Annotated in this window: 13 protein-coding genes and 3 rRNA genes; 11 read left to right on the top strand and 5 right to left on the bottom strand. The window is 68.3% G+C overall.

Features of this window, described 5'->3' with window-relative positions:
- The first annotated feature begins 58 nt into the window (after positions 1 to 58).
- The 7 genes from OG485_RS18520 (at position 59) to OG485_RS18490 (ending at position 8507) form a co-directional block, all read left to right on the top strand.
- Entirely contained in the window at positions 59 to 1423 is a 1365-nt protein-coding gene (locus tag OG485_RS18520; protein WP_328669448.1) for a phosphomannomutase/phosphoglucomutase, read from the top strand.
- 461 nt (positions 1424 to 1884) lie between these two features.
- Positions 1885 to 2055 (top strand): Trm112 family protein, encoded by a 171-nt coding sequence (locus OG485_RS18515; protein ID WP_078943765.1) that lies wholly within the window; start codon positions 1885 to 1887, stop codon positions 2053 to 2055.
- A 310-nt stretch (positions 2056 to 2365) separates the two neighbouring features.
- Positions 2366 to 3493, top strand: coding sequence for an SIS domain-containing protein (locus tag OG485_RS18510; protein WP_328669447.1), 1128 nt, complete (start codon positions 2366 to 2368; stop codon positions 3491 to 3493).
- A 134-nt stretch (positions 3494 to 3627) separates the two neighbouring features.
- Positions 3628 to 4779 (top strand): mannose-6-phosphate isomerase, class I, encoded by a 1152-nt coding sequence (manA, locus tag OG485_RS18505; protein ID WP_328669446.1) that lies wholly within the window; start codon positions 3628 to 3630, stop codon positions 4777 to 4779.
- Between the two features lie 146 nt (positions 4780 to 4925).
- Positions 4926 to 5900 (top strand): cation diffusion facilitator family transporter, encoded by a 975-nt coding sequence (locus tag OG485_RS18500; protein WP_328669445.1) that lies wholly within the window; start codon positions 4926 to 4928, stop codon positions 5898 to 5900.
- A gap of 392 nt (positions 5901 to 6292) precedes the next feature.
- Entirely contained in the window at positions 6293 to 7750 is a 1458-nt protein-coding gene (gene ahcY, locus OG485_RS18495) for an adenosylhomocysteinase (RefSeq protein ID WP_328669444.1), read from the top strand.
- A gap of 100 nt (positions 7751 to 7850) precedes the next feature.
- Positions 7851 to 8507 carry a hypothetical protein gene (locus tag OG485_RS18490; RefSeq protein WP_328669443.1) on the top strand — a complete coding sequence of 219 codons (657 nt, stop codon included), beginning with the start codon at positions 7851 to 7853 and terminating at the stop codon, positions 8505 to 8507.
- Positions 8508 to 8557: 50 nt separating this feature from the next.
- On the opposite strand, the gene OG485_RS18485 is transcribed toward OG485_RS18490, so the two are convergent.
- Entirely contained in the window at positions 8558 to 9682 is a 1125-nt protein-coding gene (locus OG485_RS18485; protein ID WP_328669442.1) for an RDD family protein, read from the bottom strand.
- A 129-nt stretch (positions 9683 to 9811) separates the two neighbouring features.
- Here OG485_RS18485 and OG485_RS18480 point away from each other — a divergent pair, with 129 nt between their 5' ends.
- The 4 genes from OG485_RS18480 to rrf all read left to right on the top strand — a co-directional run bounded on the left by OG485_RS18480 (position 9812) and on the right by rrf (position 16660).
- Entirely contained in the window at positions 9812 to 10819 is a 1008-nt protein-coding gene (locus tag OG485_RS18480; RefSeq protein WP_328669441.1) for a stage II sporulation protein M, read from the top strand.
- Between the two features lie 671 nt (positions 10820 to 11490).
- A 16S ribosomal RNA gene (locus tag OG485_RS18475) occupies positions 11491 to 13016 on the top strand.
- 314 nt (positions 13017 to 13330) lie between these two features.
- Positions 13331 to 16454: ribosomal RNA gene (locus OG485_RS18470) — 23S ribosomal RNA — on the top strand.
- An 89-nt stretch (positions 16455 to 16543) separates the two neighbouring features.
- A 5S ribosomal RNA gene (gene rrf, locus OG485_RS18465) occupies positions 16544 to 16660 on the top strand.
- Together the 16S, 23S and 5S rRNA genes form the textbook arrangement of a ribosomal RNA operon.
- Positions 16661 to 16784: 124 nt before the next feature.
- Here the strand turns inward: rrf and OG485_RS18460 are convergent.
- Genes OG485_RS18460 through OG485_RS18445 form a run of 4 tightly spaced genes read right to left on the bottom strand, consistent with a single transcriptional unit; the run spans position 16785 to position 21038 of the window.
- Positions 16785 to 18095, bottom strand: a complete 1311-nt coding sequence (locus OG485_RS18460; RefSeq protein WP_328669440.1) for a DUF58 domain-containing protein — start codon at positions 18093 to 18095, stop codon at positions 16785 to 16787.
- Positions 18095 to 19093: an AAA family ATPase gene (locus OG485_RS18455; protein ID WP_328669439.1), complete on the bottom strand. Its 999-nt coding sequence runs from the start codon at positions 19091 to 19093 to the stop codon at positions 18095 to 18097. Before OG485_RS18455 ends, OG485_RS18460 begins: the two co-directional genes overlap by 1 nt.
- Entirely contained in the window at positions 19093 to 20283 is a 1191-nt protein-coding gene (locus tag OG485_RS18450; protein WP_328669438.1) for a DUF4350 domain-containing protein, read from the bottom strand. The genes OG485_RS18455 and OG485_RS18450 overlap by 1 nt, the downstream gene beginning before the upstream one ends.
- Complete coding sequence (locus OG485_RS18445) at positions 20280 to 21038, bottom strand: DUF4129 domain-containing protein (RefSeq protein ID WP_328669437.1); 759 nt, start codon at positions 21036 to 21038, stop codon at positions 20280 to 20282. Before OG485_RS18445 ends, OG485_RS18450 begins: the two co-directional genes overlap by 4 nt.

The raw sequence follows: 21038 nt of genomic DNA, 5'->3' as shown, positions 1-21038 counted from the left end.
GCCGTCATCCCGGACGGGTAGTTTGTGGTGACCGAAGTGGACTCCTGGAGGGTTGGCCGTGACTGCTGATCTGTCGCAGCTCGTGAAGGCGTACGACGTACGCGGGGTGGTCCCGGACCAGTGGGACGAGCCGCTCGCCGAGCTGTTCGGTGCCGCCTTCGTCCAAGTGACCGGAGCCGACGCCATCGTGATCGGGCACGACATGCGGCCGTCGTCGCCCGGCCTCTCCCGAGCCTTCGCGCGCGGCGCCGCGGCGCGCGGGGTCGACGTGACCGAGATCGGCCTGTGCTCCACGGACCAGCTCTACTACGCGTCGGGCGCGCTCGGCCTGCCGGGCGCCATGTTCACCGCCTCGCACAACCCGGCCCAGTACAACGGCATCAAGATGTGCCGGGCGGGCGCGGCCCCCGTCGGCCAGGACACCGGCCTCTCGGAGATCCGCCGGCTCGCCGAGACCTGGCTCGACTCCGGCGCCGCCCCGGCCTCGGACGCCACGCCCGGAACGATCACGCGGCGGGAGACGTTGGAGGACTACGCGGCGTACCTCCGCTCGCTCGTCGACCTGACCTCGATCCGCCCCCTGAAGGTCGTCGTCGACGCGGGCAACGGCATGGGCGGACACACCGTGCCCACCGTTTTCTCCGGTCTGCCGCTGGAGCTCGTCCCGATGTACTTCGAACTGGACGGCACCTTCCCGAACCACGAGGCCAACCCCCTCGATCCGGCGAACATCGTGGACCTCCAGAAGCGCGTCCGCGAGGAGGGCGCCGACCTCGGGCTCGCCTTCGACGGCGACGCCGACCGCTGCTTCGTCGTCGACGAGCGGGGCGAGCCGGTCTCCCCGTCCGCCATCACCGCGCTGGTCGCCGCCCGCGAACTGGACCGGAACGGCGGCGGCACGGTCATCCACAACCTCATCACCTCCTGGTCGGTCCCGGAGGTCGTCCGCGAGCACGGCGGCACCCCGGTCCGCACCCGCGTCGGCCACTCCTTCATCAAGGCCGAGATGGCCACCTCCGGCGCGATCTTCGGCGGCGAGCACTCCGCGCACTACTACTTCCGCGACTTCTGGAACGCCGACACCGGCATGCTGGCCGCCCTCCACGTCCTCGCCGCCCTCGGCGGCCAGGACGGCCCGCTCTCCGGGCTCGTCGCGGAGTACGACCGCTACGTGGGCTCCGGCGAGATCAACTCCACCGTGGACGACCAGGCGGCCCGCCTGGCCGCGGTCAGGGCCGCCTACGAGGGCCGCGAGGGCGTCGTCCTCGACGAGCTCGACGGCCTGACGGTCACGCTCGGGGACACGTGGTTCAACGTCCGCCCCTCGAACACCGAGCCCCTTCTCCGCCTCAACGCCGAGGCCCGCGACGAGGCGACGATGGCAAGGGTCCGGGACGAGGTGCTGAAGATCATCAGAGCCTGACCCCCGCCACTGCTGCTGCCGCCACCGGGAGCGGGCCACGGTCGGACACCGTCGCCCGGCAGCGGCAGCGGCAGCGGCAGTGGGAGCAGAAGTGGCAGCGGCCTCGGCCTGACCCGCCGTCCGTGGCGGGTCATGGCGGGGAGCGGCCCGGTGGCCCCGACCGGCTGCCGCGACCGGCCCCGGCGGCCTCGTCCCGGCCGGTCCGCCGTGCCCAGCGGGGCTCTGCCCACCCCGGTCCGCCCGAGGCCGGGCCAGGGCGTTCGGTCACGGTGCCGGTCGGTGGCGCCCCCCGTCGCCGGTCGGCGGAGGGCCGGCGCGGGCACGGATACGGAGCGGACGTGGGCCGCGGAGACCCGCGTACCCGTTCCGCGCGCCGGGCGAACCGGTGGCGCGCCCCGGCGACAGGCCTCCCGCAGCGGTACCCTGACCAGGCCGCATCCACCGTTTCGGAAGGACACCCCATGCCGCTCGAAGCCGGCCTCCTGGAGATCCTCGCCTGCCCGGCCTGCCATGCCCCGCTCAAGGAGCAGGAGACCGAGCTGATCTGCACGGGAGCGGACTGCGGCCTCGCCTACCCGGTCCGCGACGGCATCCCCGTACTCCTGGTCGACGAGGCCCGGCGCCCCGCGTAACCGACGCGTCCGCCTCGCGCACACGGCGCCGCGACCGCCGTACGCGAGGCGACAGCGGCGCTGTCCCCGCCCGCGGGCGGGCCGACGGCGCGGCAGGCACGACGACGAGCCACGGCACCCGACGACGAGCGACGGCACAGCCGCCCGCACGGACGACGGCGACGCGGCCGTCCCGATCGGCGACCGGCGCACACCCGGCCGGCACCCGGTCCGACCCAGCACCGCTCGGCACCTCCCGCGAGCGACCCCGTGCAAGCGACCCCGGCGGCTCACGCGCAAGCGCCCCCGGCGATCGGAGGCTACCGACCCCATGCTCGACGAATCGCTCCTCGACGATCCCGACGCGCTCACCCGGGCGGACCGGCGGGCCCTGCTCCGCGGTGCCGCCGAGGCCGGCGCCCGGGTACGCACCGCGGTCCGGCACGCCACCGAGGCCGGCATCTCCGAGCTGAAGCCCGACGGCCGCCCGCGCGCCGTCCTGATCGCGGGCCCCGGCATGGCAGCCACCGGCGTCGCCGAACTGCTCGGCACCCTCGCCGGAGCGAGCTGCCCCCTCACCCGGCTCACCCCCACCGGCGTCGCCCCCGCCGGAGGCGCCCTGCGCTGGGACCTGCCCGGCTGGGCGGGCCCCGTCGACCTCCTGCTGATCGCCACTCCCGACGGCAGCGAACCCGGACTGGAACTGCTCATCGAGCAGGCCTACCGGCGCGGCAGCACCGTCGCGGCCGTCGCCCCCGCCGGCTCCCCCCTCGTCGAGTGGGTGGAAGGCGCCCACGGCCTGTTCGTACCGATGGCGACCGCCCCGTACGAGCAGGACGGGACCCAGGCGGCCTCGGCCCCCGGCGTGCTCTGGGCGCTGCTCACCCCGCTGCTCGTCCTCCTCGACCGCACCGGCCTGGTCTCGGCCCCGCCCCAGGCGCTGCAGAAGGTCGCGGACCGTCTCGACCGCGTCGCCGAGCGCTGCGGCCCGGCCATCGCGGCCTACAGCAACCCCGCCAAGACGCTCGCCGTCGAACTGGCCGAGGCGCTCCCGGTGATCTGGACGGAGGGCACCTCGGCGGGCCCGGCCGGACGCCGGTTCACCGCCGCGCTCGCCGAACTCGCCGGCCGCCCCGCGCTCACCGCCGAACTCCCAGAGGCCCTCGCCTCGCACAGCGTGCTGCTCGCCGGCGCGCTCGCCGCCGGCGCGGACCCCGACGACTTCTTCCGGGACCGCGTCGAGGAGCAACAGGCACTGCACGCGCGCGTGGTGCTGCTCCGCGACCGTCCCATCGGCGGGATCAGCGCCGCCCCCGCCGCCCGCGAACTCGCCCTCAGCCACGACACCGCGATCAGCGAACTCGAACCCGAGGAGGGCGGCGAACTGGAAACCCTCGCCGAGCTGATCGCCATCACGGATTTCGCCGCCGTTTACCTGGCGCTCGCTTCGGGGGCCTGATCTTGGGCGTGACCTCGCGTCCGGCGCCCGTAGAGGGTGCCCGGCCCCGCGACCGGCGCCCCTGACACCACGCTTCCCGATCGACGCCCGCGCCCAGCGGGCCGCGCAGCGCACGTATGGAGAAGAAGACACCGATGGACCGCCTCGACAACACCGTCCGCCCCTACGCCTGGGGTTCCACCACCGCCATCCCCCGGCTGCTCGGCGTGGAGCCGACCGGCGAACCGCAGGCGGAGATGTGGATGGGCGCCCACCCGGGCGCACCCTCGCGCACCGGGCGCGGTCCGCTCAACGAGGTCGTCGCCGAGGACCCGGCGAAGGAACTCGGCCGCGCCGCCGTCGCCAGGTTCGGCCCCCGCCTGCCGTTCCTCCTGAAGCTCCTCGCCGCCGGCGCCCCCCTCTCCCTCCAGGTGCACCCCGACCTCGAACAGGCACGGGAGGGCTACGAGGACGAGGAGCGCCGGGGCGTCCCGATCGACGCCCCGCACCGCAACTACAAGGACGCCAACCACAAGCCCGAACTGATCTGCGCCCTCACCGAGTTCGACGGCCTGTGCGGCTTCCGCGCCCCCGAGGAGGCCGCCGCGCTCCTCGCCGCCCTCGACGTCGACTCCCTCAAGCCGTACGTCGACCTGCTGCGCGCCCACCCGGAGGAGGCGGCGCTGCGCGAGGTCCTCACGGCGGTGCTGAGCGCCGACCCGGACGACATGGCCCGTACGGTCGCCGAGACCACCGCCGCCTGCGCCCGCCTCGGCGGCGACTACGCCCCGTACGCCGGCCTCGCCCACCACTACCCGGGCGACCCCGGAGTCATCGCCGCGATGCTCCTCAACCACGTCCGGCTCCAGCCCGGCGAGGCCCTCTACCTCGGCGCCGGTATCCCGCACGCCTATCTGAACGGCCTCGGCGTCGAGATCATGGCCAACAGCGACAACGTCCTGCGCTGCGGTCTGACCCCCAAGCACGTCGACGTCCCCGAACTCCTGCGCGTGGTCCGCTTCGAGGCGGCCGACCCCGGCGTCCTGCGCCCGGAGGCGTCCCCCGACGGCGAAGAGGTCTACGCGACCCCCATCGACGAGTTCCGCCTCTCCCGGTACGTCGTCGCCGAGGGCGCCGACCCGCGCGACCTCACCCGCGAGACCCCGCAGATCCTGCTCTGCACCTCGGGTTCCGTGCGCGCCGACGGCATCGACCTGACCCCCGGCACCTCGGTCTTCGTACCGGCCGGCGAAAAGGCCGAAGTGTCCGGGTCCGGCACGATCTTCCGTGCGACAGTTGTCGCCTGACGGGACGACGGGACCTACCTGAGGCGCGTCGCCGACGGACCGGGCTGCAAGAATGGCCCACCGCAAAGGACGGGCAAAGTCCGGGCCGGGCGGGGTACGAGGGTACGAACGGGTCCGGACGGCGTACGAAGGGACAGCAGGAGCAGATGAGCGCTTCAGGCGGCACCAAAGCGATCGTGGCGGCACTCGGCGCCAACCTCGCGATCGCGGTATCGAAGTTCGTGGCGTTCGCGTTCAGCGGCTCCTCCTCGATGCTCGCCGAGGGCGTTCACTCGGTCGCCGACTCCGGCAACCAGGCACTGCTCCTGATCGGCGGCAAGAAGGCCCAGCGCGAGGCGACCCCGCAGCACCCGTTCGGCTACGGCCGCGAGCGCTACATCTACGCCTTCCTCGTCTCGATCGTCCTGTTCTCGGTCGGCGGCATGTTCGCCGTCTACGAGGGCTACGAGAAGATCAAGCACCCGCACGCGATCGACCACTGGTACTGGCCGGTCGGCGTCCTGGTGTTCGCGATCATCGCCGAGAGCTTCTCCTTCCGTACGGCCATCAAGGAGTCCAACGAGCTGCGCGGCTCCCACTCCTGGTCCCAGTTCATCCGCCGCGCCAAGGCCCCCGAGCTGCCCGTCGTCCTCCTGGAGGACTTCGGCGCGCTCATCGGTCTGGTCCTCGCGCTCGGAGGCGTCGGCCTCGCCCTGCTCACGGACAACGGCGTCTGGGACGGCATCGGCACGGTCTGCATCGGTGTCCTGCTCATCCTGATCGCGCTGGTGCTCGCCGCCGAGACCAAGTCGCTCCTGCTCGGCGAGTCGGCGGGCCCGGAGGAGACCGCGAAGATCGAGGCGGCGATGGTCGACGGCGCCACCGTCACCGGCATCATCCACATGCGCACGCTCCACCTCGGCCCGGAGGAACTCCTGGTCGCCGCGAAGATCGCCGTCAAGCACGACGACACGGCCGCCCAGGTCGCCACCGCCATCGACGCCGCCGAGTCCCGCATCCGCGCCGCCGTCCCGATCGCCCGGGTGATCTACCTGGAGCCGGACATCTACAGCGACGCCGAGGCGGCCAAGGGCCCGAACCCCGCCGCCACCCCCGGCGGCCCGACGCCGGCCGGCCACTGACCCCACCCGCTCGTACGCCGCCGGGGCCCGTCCGACAACTCGGACGGGCCCCGGCGGCGTTCCCGCCTCCAGCGTCCGTCTCTTCCGCCCAGGACCTCGGCCGAGCCCCTCGGCCCGGGCCGGTGGGGGCCGCTTTGTCCGGAGGTGGACTGGGGAGGGACAGCCTCACCGGTGTAGCTTGGGTGCTGAGCCAGACGTCGCTGCTGATGGCGGTCGGGCGGTCCCACCGCGGACCGGCCGAGGGAGAGAGGGCCTCCGACGGATGCGCTGCGCGCACCGGGCACAGCTGTGCCCTGCCGGTGCACGTCCGTGCCCCGGTCGGGCACGCGTACGTGCCGCCGCCGCGCAGGACAGCCCTATCCACCTCGCCCCGATTCCGAGGAGCAGCTCGTATGACGACTGTCGACAACCGACAGGACTTCAAGGTCGCCGACCTCTCCCTGGCCGCCTTCGGCCGCAAGGAGATCACCCTCGCCGAGCACGAGATGCCCGGCCTGATGTCGATCCGCCGGGAGTACGCCGAGGCGCAGCCGCTCGCGGGCGCCCGCGTCACCGGCTCCCTGCACATGACGGTGCAGACCGCCGTCCTCATCGAGACCCTGGTCGCCCTGGGCGCCGAGGTCCGCTGGGCCTCCTGCAACATCTTCTCCACCCAGGACCACGCCGCCGCCGCCATCGCGGTCGGCCCGGACGGCACGCCCGAGAACCCGCAGGGCGTCCCGGTGTTCGCCTGGAAGGGCGAGACCCTGGAGGAGTACTGGTGGTGCACGGAGCAGGCGCTGACCTGGCCGAACACCCCCACCGGCGGCCCGAACATGATCCTGGACGACGGTGGTGACGCCACCATGCTCGTCCACAACGGCGTCCAGTACGAGAAGGACGGCAAGGTCCCCTCGGTCGACACCGCCGAGTCCGACGAGCACCGCGTCGTCCTCGAACTCCTGCACCGCACCATCACGGACGGCTCGCAGAAGTGGACCCAGCTCGCCTCGGAGATCCGCGGCGTGACCGAGGAGACCACGACCGGCGTCCACCGCCTGTACGAGATGTACCGCGACGGCACCCTGCTGTTCCCGGCGATCAACGTGAACGACGCCGTCACCAAGTCGAAGTTCGACAACAAGTACGGCTGCCGGCACTCGCTGATCGACGGCATCAACCGCGCCACCGACACCCTGATCGGCGGCAAGACCGTCGTCGTCTGCGGCTACGGCGACGTGGGCAAGGGCTGCGCGGAGTCCCTGCGCGGCCAGGGCGCCCGGGTGATCATCACCGAGATCGACCCGATCTGCGCCCTGCAGGCGGCGATGGACGGCTACCAGGTCACGACGCTGGACGAGGTCGTCGACAAGGCGGACATCTTCGTCACCACGACGGGCAACAAGGACATCATCATGGCCGCGGACATGGCCAGGATGAAGCACCAGGCGATCGTCGGGAACATCGGTCACTTCGACAACGAGATCGACATGGCCGGCCTCGCGAAGATCCCCGGCATCGTCAAGGACGAGGTCAAGCCCCAGGTCCACACCTGGAAGTTCCCCGACGGCAAGGTGCTCATCGTGCTGTCCGAGGGCCGCCTGCTGAACCTGGGCAACGCGACCGGCCACCCGTCGTTCGTGATGTCCAACTCGTTCGCGGACCAGACTCTGGCCCAGATCGAGCTGTTCACCAAGCCCGAGGAGTACCCGACCGACGTCTACGTGCTGCCCAAGCACCTGGACGAGAAGGTGGCCCGTCTCCACCTCGACGCCCTCGGCGTGAAGCTGACGACGCTGCGCCCCGAGCAGGCCTCCTACATCGGTGTCGAGGTCGACGGCCCGTACAAGTCGGACCACTACCGCTACTGAGCACGCCCGCCGAGCAGCGGTACCACCGCTCGGCGTCCGGATGTCAGCAGGCCCTCGCCGTCCCGGCGGGGGCCTGTCCCCGATGAGGACCTGAACGCCCATGCCCCGCGGCCGCTATTCGCTCCATGATCCGCACGATCACACCCCCCTCGCCGACGAACACTTCCACTGCGCGCCCGGCCCCTCGGGCTGGCGCTATGTCTCCCAGCTCACGACCCCCTCCGGCCCGGCGCCCGACGGCCTCCCCGAGCCCGCGACGACGACGGTCACCGGCTCCGTCGACCTCGCCCTCGACGATCTCGGCCGCCCCATCCGCCTCGAACTGCACGCGGCGGGCTGGCAGGTGCGGGGAGCCGCCCTCGACGGCGTGACCTGGGTCCGCACCGACCCCACCGGAACCGAGGCCACCGAAGGCAACGTGCCCGCCCATGCCTTCACCGGTACCTCTCCCGCCTTCCTCGTCGCCGCCGCCCGCCTCCTTCGCCTCACCCCTTCCGCCGCCCCCTCGGCGACCCGTGTCCGCCTCGTCGCCTTCACCGACCCGGTCCTCGCCCCGCGCACCCTCGACCAGTCCTGGGCCTTGATCGCAAGCGAAACACACGCCACTGACAACGGTCCGCTGACCGTGGACGAATACCAGGTCACAGCGCTGGACACGGGGGAACAGCACGCCGTGCACATCGCCGGCGACGTGGTGCTCGCGGCTCCCGGCATCGAACTGGAACACCTCGAATCACCGCCGTCGGTGTTCACCTGACGGCGGTGCCGGGCCGTTCCGAGCCACCGCCGATCCTGCGGCGAGGGCGGCTACGCGGGCGGCGCGAAGCCGGTCGACGGACGCTCGTCCCGGCCGGCGTGCTCGACCGGAGCGACCGGAGCGACCGGAGCGACCGGGTTCGGCGGGGCGACCGGGTTGGCCGAACCGGCCGGAGGCGGGGACGGCTGCTGAGGAGCGACCCCATACCCGGCGGGGGCAGGCCGGGTGGGGTGAGCGCCGGGACCCGGATGGAACGGGTGGCCGACAGGAGCGCCTGGCTGAGGGGGATAGCCGGCGGCAGCGCCAGGCTGGAAGGGATAGCCGGCAGGCACGCCGGGCTGCACGGGGTGGCCGACAGGCCCACCCGGTTGCCCCGGCTGCGGGAAGTGATGGCCACCGGGTGCGGGGGACGCGAATCCGCCCGGCACAGCACCGAACGTCCGACGGGCCTCGCGGGTCTGCCGCTCGTGCACGACAGCCGCCAGATACGCGCCCGCCGGTACGCCCTGCGGCGCCGGAGCCCCGGTGCGAGCGGCGAGATCCACGGCGAGCCGTTCCGCCATCGCCCCACCGATCTGCGGATCCAGTTGCCGCATCCGCGTCAGGTACTGGCGGACGGCCAGCCACAGCCCGTCCGGTACGGCGGACAGATCGAGCTCCGCGAACCGTCCCGCCAGCCAGGGCGGCGGCGCGGGAACGTACGGCATGCGTCCCACCGGAATCCGCTCCCGCACGACGAGGGTCCCGGCGAACACGTCACCGAGCCGCCGCCCGCGCTCCGACACCAGCGAAGCGATGCACGCGACGATCCCGAACGTCATCAGGATCTCGACCACCCCCACGGCACCGCGCACCAGAGCGTGCCGGAACCGGATCGGCCCGCCGTCGTCCCGCACCACCCGCAGCCCGCACGCCAGCTTTCCCAGGGAGCGGCCGTGACTGAGCGTCTCCACGGCGATCGGACCGCCCACCAGCACCAGCAGGAAGCTCGCGATCGAGACGGCGATCTGCGCCGCGTCGTCCAGTGCGGCGGTCGCGGCGACCAGACCGATGGTCACGACGATGTAGACCGCCACCGCCAAGGCCAGGTCGAGCACCACGGCAAGCGCCCGGCTCGGCAGTTTCGCGGGCCGCAGCTCCAATGCCACTGCCTCGCCCGTCACCAGCTCACTCACGCGCACCGCCCTTCCCCTGACCTGCCCCGACAACCGCCAGTCTGCCAAGCTGAGGGCGCATCGCGCCCCAGTAGGACAACCTGACATCAACGACGAGCCCCCGATGCGCAGCGAGGAGCAGGCAAACCGATGGACCTCGACGTCTTCGTCTCCGCCCACCGAGCCGAGTGGGACAGACTCGACGCCCTGCTGCGCCGCCAGCGCCGGCTGACCGGGGCCGAGGCCGACGAACTCGTCACCCTGTACCAGCGAACCGCCACCCATCTCTCGCTGATCCAGTCCAGCGCGCCCGACCCCCAGCTGACCGGGCGTCTCAGCCAACTCGTGGCACGCGCGCGCAGCGCGGTGACAGGCACCCGCCGAGCCTCGTGGCGCGATGTCACCGGCTTCCTGACACACGGTTTCCCCGCGGCCGTCTACCGTTCCCGCCACTGGTGGGTGCCCACGGCGCTCCTGTCCACTGCGATAGCCGCCCTCCTCGGGTGGTGGATCGGCACCCACCCCGAGGTCCAGGCCGCCATCGCGGCCCCCGGCGAACTGCGTTCCCTCACCCGCCCCGGCGGTGAGTACGAGACCTACTACTCCAGTCATCCCGCCGCCGCCTTCGCCGCCCAGGTGTGGACGAACAACGCCGAGGCGGCCGCCCTGTGCCTGGTGCTGGGCGTCTTTCTGGGCCTTCCGGTCCTCGGGGTCCTCCTCGAGAACATGCTCAACCTGGGTGTCGGCATCGGCCTGATGTCGTCGGCCGGCCGCCTCGACACCTTCCTCGGCCTCGTCCTCCCGCACGGCCTGCTGGAACTGACCGCCGTCTTCGTCGCCGCGGGGACGGGACTGAAGCTGGGCTGGACCGTGATCGACCCGGGCCCGCGATCCCGTCGTACAGCTCTCGCGGAAGAGGGACGCGCCGCGCTGGGCATGGCGATCGGACTGGCGCTGATCCTGTTCGTCTCGGGTGCCATCGAAGGCTTCGTCACTCCGTCGGGCCTTCCGACCTGGGCGCGTATCGGCATCGGGATCGCTGCTGAACTGGCCTTTCTCGCGTACGTCTATGTCCTCGGAGGTCGCGCGGCACGCTCCGGCGAGACCGGAGACGTCACAGCGTCCGAGCGCAGCGCCACTCTGCCGACGGCCGCCTGATGTGCGCGTGCCCCGGCTGACCTGCTAGCCTTCTCGTTACCCCAGAAAACTCGTTGACACGGGTTGAGCGGGGAGGTAGATTTGAACAGTTGCCTAGAACTGGACACATCCGGTGGCAGCGGCTAGAGTCTGCTCGCTTCTCAAAGCAATCGACACGTCGATTCAGAAGAAGCCCCTCCTGATGATTCAGAAATGGTTGCCGGTCAATCCGGCCCACAGATTCTGATAAAGTCGGAGTCGCTGAAAAGGGAAACGCGAAAGCGGATTACCTTGAAAGCACCGAGGAAATCGGGCCCGAAAGGTTCTGATAGAGTCGGACTCGCCGGAAAGGGAAACGCGAAAGCGGAAACCTGGAAAGCGCCGAGGAAATCGGATACGGAAACGGTCTGATAGAGTCGGAAACGCAAGACCGAAGGGAAGCGCCCGGAGGAAAGCCCGAGAGGGTGAGTACAAAGGAAGCGTCCGTTCCTTGAGAACTCAACAGCGTGCCAAAAATCAACGCCAGATTTGTTGATACCCCGTCTCCGGCCGTTCGGTCGGGACGAGGTTCCTTTGAAAAAGTCCTGCCGGGCATTGTTCCGGCAGGCGCATCAGCGAGGACGCTGTGAACGCCGGTCCTATTCCGACCGGTTGTTCCGCTCTCGTGGTGTCGTCCCGATTACGGGAAAACATTCACGGAGAGTTTGATCCTGGCTCAGGACGAACGCTGGCGGCGTGCTTAACACATGCAAGTCGAACGATGAAGCCCTTCGGGGTGGATTAGTGGCGAACGGGTGAGTAACACGTGGGCAATCTGCCCTTCACTCTGGGACAAGCCCTGGAAACGGGGTCTAATACCGGATAACACTCCTGCCCGCATGGGTGGGGGTTAAAAGCTCCGGCGGTGAAGGATGAGCCCGCGGCCTATCAGCTTGTTGGTGAGGTAGTGGCTCACCAAGGCGACGACGGGTAGCCGGCCTGAGAGGGCGACCGGCCACACTGGGACTGAGACACGGCCCAGACTCCTACGGGAGGCAGCAGTGGGGAATATTGCACAATGGGCGAAAGCCTGATGCAGCGACGCCGCGTGAGGGATGACGGCCTTCGGGTTGTAAACCTCTTTCAGCAGGGAAGAAGCGAGAGTGACGGTACCTGCAGAAGAAGCGCCGGCTAACTACGTGCCAGCAGCCGCGGTAATACGTAGGGCGCAAGCGTTGTCCGGAATTATTGGGCGTAAAGAGCTCGTAGGCGGCTTGTCACGTCGGGTGTGAAAGCCCGGGGCTTAACCCCGGGTCTGCATTCGATACGGGCTAGCTAGAGTGTGGTAGGGGAGATCGGAATTCCTGGTGTAGCGGTGAAATGCGCAGATATCAGGAGGAACACCGGTGGCGAAGGCGGATCTCTGGGCCATTACTGACGCTGAGGAGCGAAAGCGTGGGGAGCGAACAGGATTAGATACCCTGGTAGTCCACGCCGTAAACGGTGGGAACTAGGTGTTGGCGACATTCCACGTCGTCGGTGCCGCAGCTAACGCATTAAGTTCCCCGCCTGGGGAGTACGGCCGCAAGGCTAAAACTCAAAGGAATTGACGGGGGCCCGCACAAGCAGCGGAGCATGTGGCTTAATTCGACGCAACGCGAAGAACCTTACCAAGGCTTGACATACACCGGAAAGCATTAGAGATAGTGCCCCCCTTGTGGTCGGTGTACAGGTGGTGCATGGCTGTCGTCAGCTCGTGTCGTGAGATGTTGGGTTAAGTCCCGCAACGAGCGCAACCCTTGTTCTGTGTTGCCAGCATGCCCTTCGGGGTGATGGGGACTCACAGGAGACTGCCGGGGTCAACTCGGAGGAAGGTGGGGACGACGTCAAGTCATCATGCCCCTTATGTCTTGGGCTGCACACGTGCTACAATGGCAGGTACAAAGAGCTGCGAAGCCGTGAGGCGGAGCGAATCTCAAAAAGCCTGTCTCAGTTCGGATTGGGGTCTGCAACTCGACCCCATGAAGTCGGAGTTGCTAGTAATCGCAGATCAGCATTGCTGCGGTGAATACGTTCCCGGGCCTTGTACACACCGCCCGTCACGTCACGAAAGTCGGTAACACCCGAAGCCGGTGGCCCAACCCCTTGTGGGAGGGAGCTGTCGAAGGTGGGACTGGCGATTGGGACGAAGTCGTAACAAGGTAGCCGTACCGGAAGGTGCGGCTGGATCACCTCCTTTCTAAGGAGCATCTAGGCCGCCGGGCTTGCCCGGTGGTCCAGGGCCATTACGTCGGCAGATGTTCGACGGTGGTTGCTCATGGGTGGAACGTTGATTATTCGGCACTCTCAGTCATCTCGGGCTGCAAGTACTGCTCTTCGGAGCGTGGAAAGCTGATCATGAGTGGCGAGGGTGTCGGGCACGCTGTTGGGTGTCTGAAGGTACGGCCCGTGTGGCTGCCTTCAGTGCCGGCCCCAGTGCACTCGAACTACTGGTTCGGGGTGATGGGTGGTTGGTCGTTGTTTGAGAACTGCACAGTGGACGCGAGCATCTGTGGCCAAGTTTTTAAGGGCGCACGGTGGATGCCTTGGCACCAGGAACCGATGAAGGACGTGGGAGGCCACGATAGTCCCCGGGGAGCCGTCAACCAGGCTTTGATCCGGGGGTTTCCGAATGGGGAAACCCGGCAGTCGTCATGGGCTGTCACCCATACCTGAACACATAGGGTATGTGGAGGGAACGCGGGGAAGTGAAACATCTCAGTACCCGCAGGAAGAGAAAACAACCGTGATTCCGGGAGTAGTGGCGAGCGAAACCGGATGAGGCCAAACCTCAAGCGTGTGAGACCCGGCAGGGGTTGCGCTTGGGGGGTTGTGGGATCTCTCTTTCACAGTCTGCCGGCTGTGAGACGAGTCAGAAACCGTTGATGTAGGCGAAGGACATGCGAAAGGTCCGGCGTAGAGGGTAAGACCCCCGTAGTCGAAACATCAACGGCTCGTTTGAGAGACACCCAAGTAGCACGGGGCCCGAGAAATCCCGTGTGAATCTGGCGGGACCACCCGCTAAGCCTAAATATTCCCTGGTGACCGATAGCGGATAGTACCGTGAGGGAATGGTGAAAAGTACCGCGGGAGCGGAGTGAAATAGTACCTGAAACCGTGTGCCTACAAGCCGTGGGAGCGTCGCGCATTGAGTTTACTCAGTGCGTCGTGACTGCGTGCCTTTTGAAGAATGAGCCTGCGAGTTTGCGGTGCGTTGCGAGGTTAACCCGTGTGGGGAAGCCGTAGCGAAAGCGAGTCCGAATAGGGCGATTCAGTAGCGCGCTCAAGACCCGAAGCGGAGTGATCTAGCCATGGGCAGGTTGAAGCGGCTGTAAGAGGTCGTGGAGGACCGAACCCACCAGGGTTGAAAACCTGGGGGATGACCTGTGGTTAGGGGTGAAAGGCCAATCAAACTCCGTGATAGCTGGTTCTCCCCGAAATGCATTTAGGTGCAGCGTCGTGTGTTTCTTGCCGGAGGTAGAGCACTGGATAGGCGATGGGCCCTACCGGGTTACTGACCTTAGCCAAACTCCGAATGCCGGTAAGTGAGAGCGCGGCAGTGAGACTGTGGGGGATAAGCTCCATGGTCGAGAGGGAAACAGCCCAGAGCATCGACTAAGGCCCCTAAGCGTACGCTAAGTGGGAAAGGATGTGGAGTCGCACAGACAACCAGGAGGTTGGCTTAGAAGCAGCCACCCTTGAAAGAGTGCGTAATAGCTCACTGGTCTAGTGATTCCGCGCCGACAATGTAGCGGGGCTCAAGCGTACCGCCGAAGTCGTGTCATTGCAGCAATAGGGCCAACGCCCGCTGTGATGGGTAGGGGAGCGTCGTGTGCCGGGTGAAGCCGCGCCGGAAGGCAGTGGTGGACGGTTCACGAGTGAGAATGCAGGCATGAGTAGCGATACACACGTGAGAAACGTGTGCGCCGATTGACTAAGGGTTCCTGGGTCAAGCTGATCTGCCCAGGGTAAGTCGGGACCTAAGGCGAGGCCGACAGGCGTAGTCGATGGATAACCGGTTGATATTCCGGTACCCGCTGTGAAGCGTCAAACATCGAACCAGGCGATGCTAAGTCCGTGAAGCCGCCCCGGAGCCTTCGGGCAAAGGGGAGTGGTGGAGCCGACGGACCAGACCTGTAGTAGGTGAGTGATGGGGTGACGCAGGAAGGTAGTCCATCCCGGGCGGTGGTTGTCCCGGGGTAAGGGTGTAGGCCGTGTGATAGGCAAATCCGTCACACATTAAGGCTGAGACCTGATGCCGAGCCGATTGTGGTGAAGTGGATGATCCTATGCTGTCGAGAAAAGCCTCTAGCGAGTTTCATGGCGGCCCGTACCCTAAACCGACTCAGGTGGTCAGGTAGAGAATACCGAGGCGTTCGGGTGAACTATGGTTAAGGAACTCGGCAAAATGCCCCCGTAACTTCGGGAGAAGGGGGGCCATCACTGGTGATCCGATTTACTCGGTGAGCTGGGGGTGGCCGCAGAGACCAGCGAGAAGCGACTGTTTACTAAAAACACAGGTCCGTGCGAAGCCGTAAGGCGATGTATACGGACTGACGCCTGCCCGGTGCTGGAACGTTAAGGGGACCGGTTAGTCACTCTTCGGGGTGGCGAAGCTGAGAACTTAAGCGCCAGTAAACGGCGGTGGTAACTATAACCATCCTAAGGTAGCGAAATTCCTTGTCGGGTAAGTTCCGACCTGCACGAATGGCGTAACGACTTCTCGACTGTCTCAACCATAGGCCCGGTGAAATTGCACTACGAGTAAAGATGCTCGTTTCGCGCAGCAGGACGGAAAGACCCCGGGACCTTTACTACAGTTTGATATTGGTGTTCGGTTCGGCTTGTGTAGGATAGCTGGGAGACTGTGAAGCTTGGACGCCAGTTCAGGTGGAGTCGTCGTTGAAATACCAGTCTGGTCGTGCTGGATGTCTAACCTGGGTCCGTGATCCGGATCAGGGACAGTGTCTGATGGGTAGTTTAACTGGGGCGGTTGCCTCCTAAAGAGTAACGGAGGCGCCCAAAGGTTCCCTCAGCCTGGTTGGCAATCAGGTGTTGAGTGTAAGTGCACAAGGGAGCTTGACTGTGAGACCGACGGGTCGAGCAGGGACGAAAGTCGGGACTAGTGATCCGGCGGTGGCTTGTGGAAGCGCCGTCGCTCAACGGATAAAAGGTACCCCGGGGATAACAGGCTGATCTTCCCCAAGAGTCCATATCGACGGGATGGTTTGGCACCTCGATGTCGGCTCGTCGCATCCTGGGGCTGGAGTCGGTCCCAAGGGTTGGGCTGTTCGCCCATTAAAGCGGTACGCGAGCTGGGTTTAGAACGTCGTGAGACAGTTCGGTCCCTATCCGCTGTGCGCGTAGGAATATTGAGAAGGGCTGTCCCTAGTACGAGAGGACCGGGACGGACGAACCTCTGGTGTGCCAGTTGTCCTGCCAAGGGCATGGCTGGTTGGCTACGTTCGGGAGGGATAACCGCTGAAAGCATCTAAGCGGGAAGCCTGCTTCGAGATGAGTATTCCCACCCCCTTTGAGGGGTTAAGGCTCCCAGTAGACGACTGGGTTGATAGGCCAGATCTGGAAGCCCGGCAACGGGTGGAGGTGACTGGTACTAATAGGCCGAGGGCTTGTCCTCAGTTGCTCGCGTCCACTGTGTTGGTTCTGAAACCACGAACAACCCCACGTTTGTCACAGAGCGTGGTGCGGTTGACAGTTTCATAGTGTTTCGGTGGTCATAGCGTGAGGGAAACGCCCGGTTACATTCCGAACCCGGAAGCTAAGCCTCACAGCGCCGATGGTACTGCAGGGGGGACCCTGTGGGAGAGTAGGACGCCGCCGAACAAATTTTGAAGAAAACCCCCGGACCGGGGATACCGGTCCGGGGGTTTTCTGCGTTCAGGATATTCCCGCGGACCCCTATGCCCGGACCCTGTGGTCCGGGCTTTTTCTGTTTTCTGGTGTCTGGTTACAGGCGGCCCGCGGCTTTCAGAGCGAGGTAGGCGTCCGCGAGGGCCGGCGCCAGGTCGTCCGGAGTCGCGTCGACGACGGTGACTCCACGGCGTCGCAGCTGCTCGGCGGTGCGTTGACGTCCGGCTTCCGCCTGGGCCGCCGCCGCTGCCTCGTACACCGCGTCGATGTTTCCCCGGGCCTTCGCCATGTGCGCGATGTGCGGGTCCGCGACGGAAGCCAGCAGGACCGTATGGCGCTGGGTGAGGCCGGAGAGCACGGGGAGCAGACCCTCCTCGACGGGGGCCGCTTCGAGGCTCGTCAGGAGCACGATCAAGGAACGGCGTGGGGCGGTACGCAGGGCTGTGGCGGTCAGGCCGCGGGCGTCCAATTCGACGAGCTCCGGTTCGAGCCCGGCCATCGCGTTGACCAGGGACGGAAGGACGTCGCCCGCCGCACGGCCCTGGACCAGGGCACGTACTCGGCGGTCGTAGGCGAGGAGGTCCACGCGGTCGCCGGCGCGGGAGGCCAGCGCGGCGAGGAGCAGGGCCGCGTCCATGGAGGCGTCGAGGCGGGGCGCGTCTCCGACACGGCCCGCCGAGGTGCGGCCCGTGTCGAGGACCAGAAGGATGTGGCGGTCGCGCTCGGGACGCCAGGTGCGTACGGCGACCGTCGTTCGGCGAGCCGTGGCGCGCCAGTCGATGGACCGGGTGTCGTCACCGGGAACGTACTCGCGCAGACTGTCGAACTCCGTGCCCTCACCGCGCGTCAGCACACTGGTGCGGCCGTCGAGTTCACGGAGCCGGGCCAGTTTGGAAGGGAGGTGCTTCCGACTGGTGAAAGGCGGCAGGACGCGTACGGCCCAGGGGACTTCGTGGCTGCCCTGACGGGAGAACAGACCGAGCGGGCCGAACGAGCGGATCGTGACACGGTCGGCCCGGCGGTCACCGCGGCGCGTGGGGCGCAGACGGGTCGTCAGACGGCGGCGTTCGCCGGCGGGGACCGTCAGACGGTGACGGGAGGCCTCGACCTCCGTGCCGGGTTCCCAACTGCTGGGCGGCCAGGCGTCGCGGAGGTGTGCGCGCAGCGGTCGGCCGGAGGGATTGGTGACCGTGAGCGTGACGTCCGCGGATTCACCGAGGCGCACCGAGGTGTCCCCGGAGCGGGTCAGGCCCAGGCGTCGTACGGGAGCCGCGAGGGCGGCGTCGCAGGCGCAGGCCAGGGCCAGGGGGACGTTCACGGCGAGGATGCCTGCCCAACCGGGTCCCCAGATGCCGACGGGGATCGCGCCCAGGGCCGCCAGGAGGGCGGCGCGTCCGGTGAGTGCCATCAGCGGGGGACGGGGACGTGGGTGAGGATCGCGTTGATGACGGAGTCGGCCGTCACGCCCTCCATCTCGGCTTCGGGGCGGAGTTGCACGCGGTGACGGAGGGTCGGCAGGGCCAGGGCTTTGACGTCGTCGGGGATGACGTAGTCGCGGCCGGTCAGCCAGGCCCAGGCGCGGGCCGTGGCGAGCAGGGCCGTCGCGCCGCGCGGGGAGACGCCGAGGGTGAGCGACGGCGACTCGCGGGTCGCGCGGCACAGGTCGACGACGTATCCGGTGATCTCGGGGGAGACCGCTGTCTTGGCGACCGCCGCGCGGGCGGCTTCGAGGTCGGCGGGGCCGGCCACCGGACGCAGGCCCGCGGCGCGCAGGTCGCGGGGGTTGAAGCCCTCGGAGTGGCGCGTGAGGACGTCGATCTCGTCCTGGCGGGAGGGCAGCGGGATCGTCAGTTTGAGCAGGAAGCGGTCCAGTTGGGCTTCCGGGAGGGGATAGGTGCCCTCGTACTCGACCGGGTTCTGGGTCGCGGCGACCAGGAAGGGCTCGGGGAGCGGGCGAGGAGTGCCGTCGACGGTGACCTGGCGTTCCTCCATCGCCTCCAGCAGCGACGCCTGGGTCTTGGGAGGCGTGCGGTTGATCTCGTCGGCGAGCAGGAGATTGGTGAAGACCGGGCCGGGCTGGAAGGAGAACTCGGTGGTGCGGGCGTCGTAGACGAGAGAGCCGGTGATGTCGCTCGGCATGAGGTCGGGGGTGAACTGGACGCGCTTGGTGTCGAGTTCCAGCGCGGACGCGAGGGCGCGGACGAGCAACGTCTTGGCCACTCCGGGGACTCCTTCGAGGAGAACGTGTCCGCGGCAGAGGAGGGCGACGACGAGGCCGGTCACAGCGGGGTCCTGGCCGACCACGGCTTTGGCGATTTCGGCCCGCAGGGCCTCCAGGGAGGAGCGGGCGGTGTCCGCGTCCCCGGAGTACCCGGCGTACCCGGCGTTGTCAGTGGTCGGGTCCATCATGAAATGCGTACCTCTCTTTCGAGGGCGTCGAGTTGGTCGGCGAGAGAGACGAGGGCCGCGTCGTCGCGGGGCGGCGGCCCGAAGAGGAGCGGGAGCAGGGCCTGTGAGTCGCCGTCGACGTGGGCGGCCAGGGCGGGGAGCAGGGTCTCGGGCGCATGGGCCTGGGCAGGGGGTACGCCGATGAGGGGGGCGAGGCGGGTGCGGGTGGCGGAGCGGAGAGCGGCGGCCGCGCGGTCGCGGGCGGACGACTTGCGGTAGAGGCGGGCGCGGCCTTCTGCGGTTTCGGAGGCGCGGATCGCGACGGGAAGCCGTTCGGGTACGAGCGGGCCCATGCGGCGTGCCCGCCACAGTGCTGCCATGCCGGCCGCGACGAAGAGCTGGAGTGTGCCCCAGAGCCAGCCCGAGGGGAGCAGGTCGAAGAAGCTCTGGTCGCCCGCGTCGGTGGCCGAGTCGTCGGAGAGCGAGGGGAGGTACCAGACCAGATGGGTGCGGGAGCCGAGGAGTTGGAGCGCGAGCGAGGCGTTGCCCTGCTCGTCGAGACGGTCGTTGAAGAGGATGTCGGGGGCGCCGAGGACGACGGTGTCGCCGCTTCCGGAGCGTGCCGGAACGCGCAGGAGCGTGGGCAGTCCGTCGCTCGGATAGCAGGTGTCGGCGTTCGGGTCGGTGGTGCTGTAGCGGATGCCGCCCGTGTCGGCGCTGCCCGCCCGTCGGGCGGCGGGCAGACCGCAGCGGGGGGAGAGCGTGGAGTCGAAGCCGACCGCGGGATCGGCGGTGACTTCGGGGGCGAGGGTGCCGAGGGAGGGCGGTCCGGGCGAGATCAGGACCGTACGGCCGCCGGAGCGCTCCGTCGCCGTGCGCAGAAGGCGCTGTTGACGCTTGGTCAGCAGATCGGGGGAGGCGATCAGCAGGGTGGTGTCGGGGCCGGCCGCGGAGGCCGCCTCGCCGAGACTGGTGACCGGACGTGTGGAGACCCCCTGGTCGGCGAGGAGCCGGGCGACGGCCCGGCTGCCGGAGGGGTCCGCGGAGCGCGGGTCGAGGCGGCCGTGCCGGGCGTCCGAGCGGACCGCGGCTATCGCCACGGCGGCCGCGAGCAGGAGGACGAGCGCGAGGACGACTCCGCGCGTGCGGGTCCACAACTGCCGGGTGGTGGGCGAGGACGAGGTGGAGGCGAGGCCGGCCTCGGTCATGAGGCGGCCCCCTGGCGGCTGTCGCGGGCCCTGTTCCGGTGCGTGCCGGGGGCGTTGTCCGTGAGTACGGGCCTGGTGCGCTCCAGGTCGCGGTCGAGCTCGGTGAGGCGCTGGTACGCGCATGGGTCGCCGGATCGGCCGCCGTACGTGATGTCGTCGAAGTCGCGTGCCGAGGCGCGCAGCCGGTCGGTGTGGGAGGGCAGGGAGCGGCTTGCCTCCGCGGCGGCCTCGTCGGCCGTGCGGCCGGGGCGCGGATCGAGCAGGGCGCGTTCCTCCAGGGATCGCACGACGGCGCGCATGCGTTCCTGGACCGCCTGGTTCCAGTGGCCCTGGGCGGCGTGTGCCTCGGCGGCGGCGCGGTGTTCGGCGGCGCTCCTGGGGCGGTTGTCGAAGAGGGTGGCGGACGAGGCCCGGGTGCGATGCGGAGTGCCCAGGCGCCACCACAGGGCGGCCACGACCGCCACGGCCGCGAGGACGATGACGACGAGTCCGAGCGTTCCGCCGGGTGTCGCGGCCGAAGCGGCGCCGAACAGCCTGTCGACCCAGTCCCAGAAGGCGTTCAGGGCGCGTTGGACGAGGCCGGGGTCGTTCTCGTGGTACATCCGCTTGGACAGTTCGCGTCTGGCCGCCTCCCGTGCGGCCTCGCGCGGCGTGGTCACCGGTGGTGTGTCGCTTCGGGACAGCGCGAGGACCGTTGTCGCACCGGTGTGCGGCCCCGCGAGTACCGCCGTGAGAACTCCCCCCGCCCCGTTCAC

The organism is Streptomyces sp. NBC_00328, from assembly GCF_036139655.1.
GTDB lineage: Bacteria > Actinomycetota > Actinomycetes > Streptomycetales > Streptomycetaceae > Streptomyces.
Note: the sequence above shows the minus strand (reverse complement) of the source record. Positions and strands in the feature narration are given on the sequence as shown.

Bases quoted from the DNA above. Each gene is read 5' to 3' on its own strand.
- ahcY (WP_328669444.1), top strand. From the start codon at position 6,293: ATGACGACTGTCGACAACCGACAGGACTTCAAGGTCGCCGACCTCTCC.
- OG485_RS18500 (WP_328669445.1), top strand. From the start codon at position 4,926: ATGAGCGCTTCAGGCGGCACCAAAGCGATCGTGGCGGCACTCGGCGCC.
- OG485_RS18510 (WP_328669447.1), top strand. From the start codon at position 2,366: ATGCTCGACGAATCGCTCCTCGACGATCCCGACGCGCTCACCCGGGCG.
- manA (WP_328669446.1), top strand. From the start codon at position 3,628: ATGGACCGCCTCGACAACACCGTCCGCCCCTACGCCTGGGGTTCCACC.
- OG485_RS18455 (WP_328669439.1), bottom strand. From the start codon at position 19,093: ATGGACCCGACCACTGACAACGCCGGGTACGCCGGGTACTCCGGGGAC.
- OG485_RS18490 (WP_328669443.1), top strand. From the start codon at position 7,851: ATGCCCCGCGGCCGCTATTCGCTCCATGATCCGCACGATCACACCCCC.
- OG485_RS18460 (WP_328669440.1), bottom strand. From the start codon at position 18,095: ATGGCACTCACCGGACGCGCCGCCCTCCTGGCGGCCCTGGGCGCGATC.
- OG485_RS18450 (WP_328669438.1), bottom strand. From the start codon at position 20,283: ATGACCGAGGCCGGCCTCGCCTCCACCTCGTCCTCGCCCACCACCCGG.
- OG485_RS18515 (WP_078943765.1), top strand. From the start codon at position 1,885: ATGCCGCTCGAAGCCGGCCTCCTGGAGATCCTCGCCTGCCCGGCCTGC.
- OG485_RS18480 (WP_328669441.1), top strand. From the start codon at position 9,812: ATGGACCTCGACGTCTTCGTCTCCGCCCACCGAGCCGAGTGGGACAGA.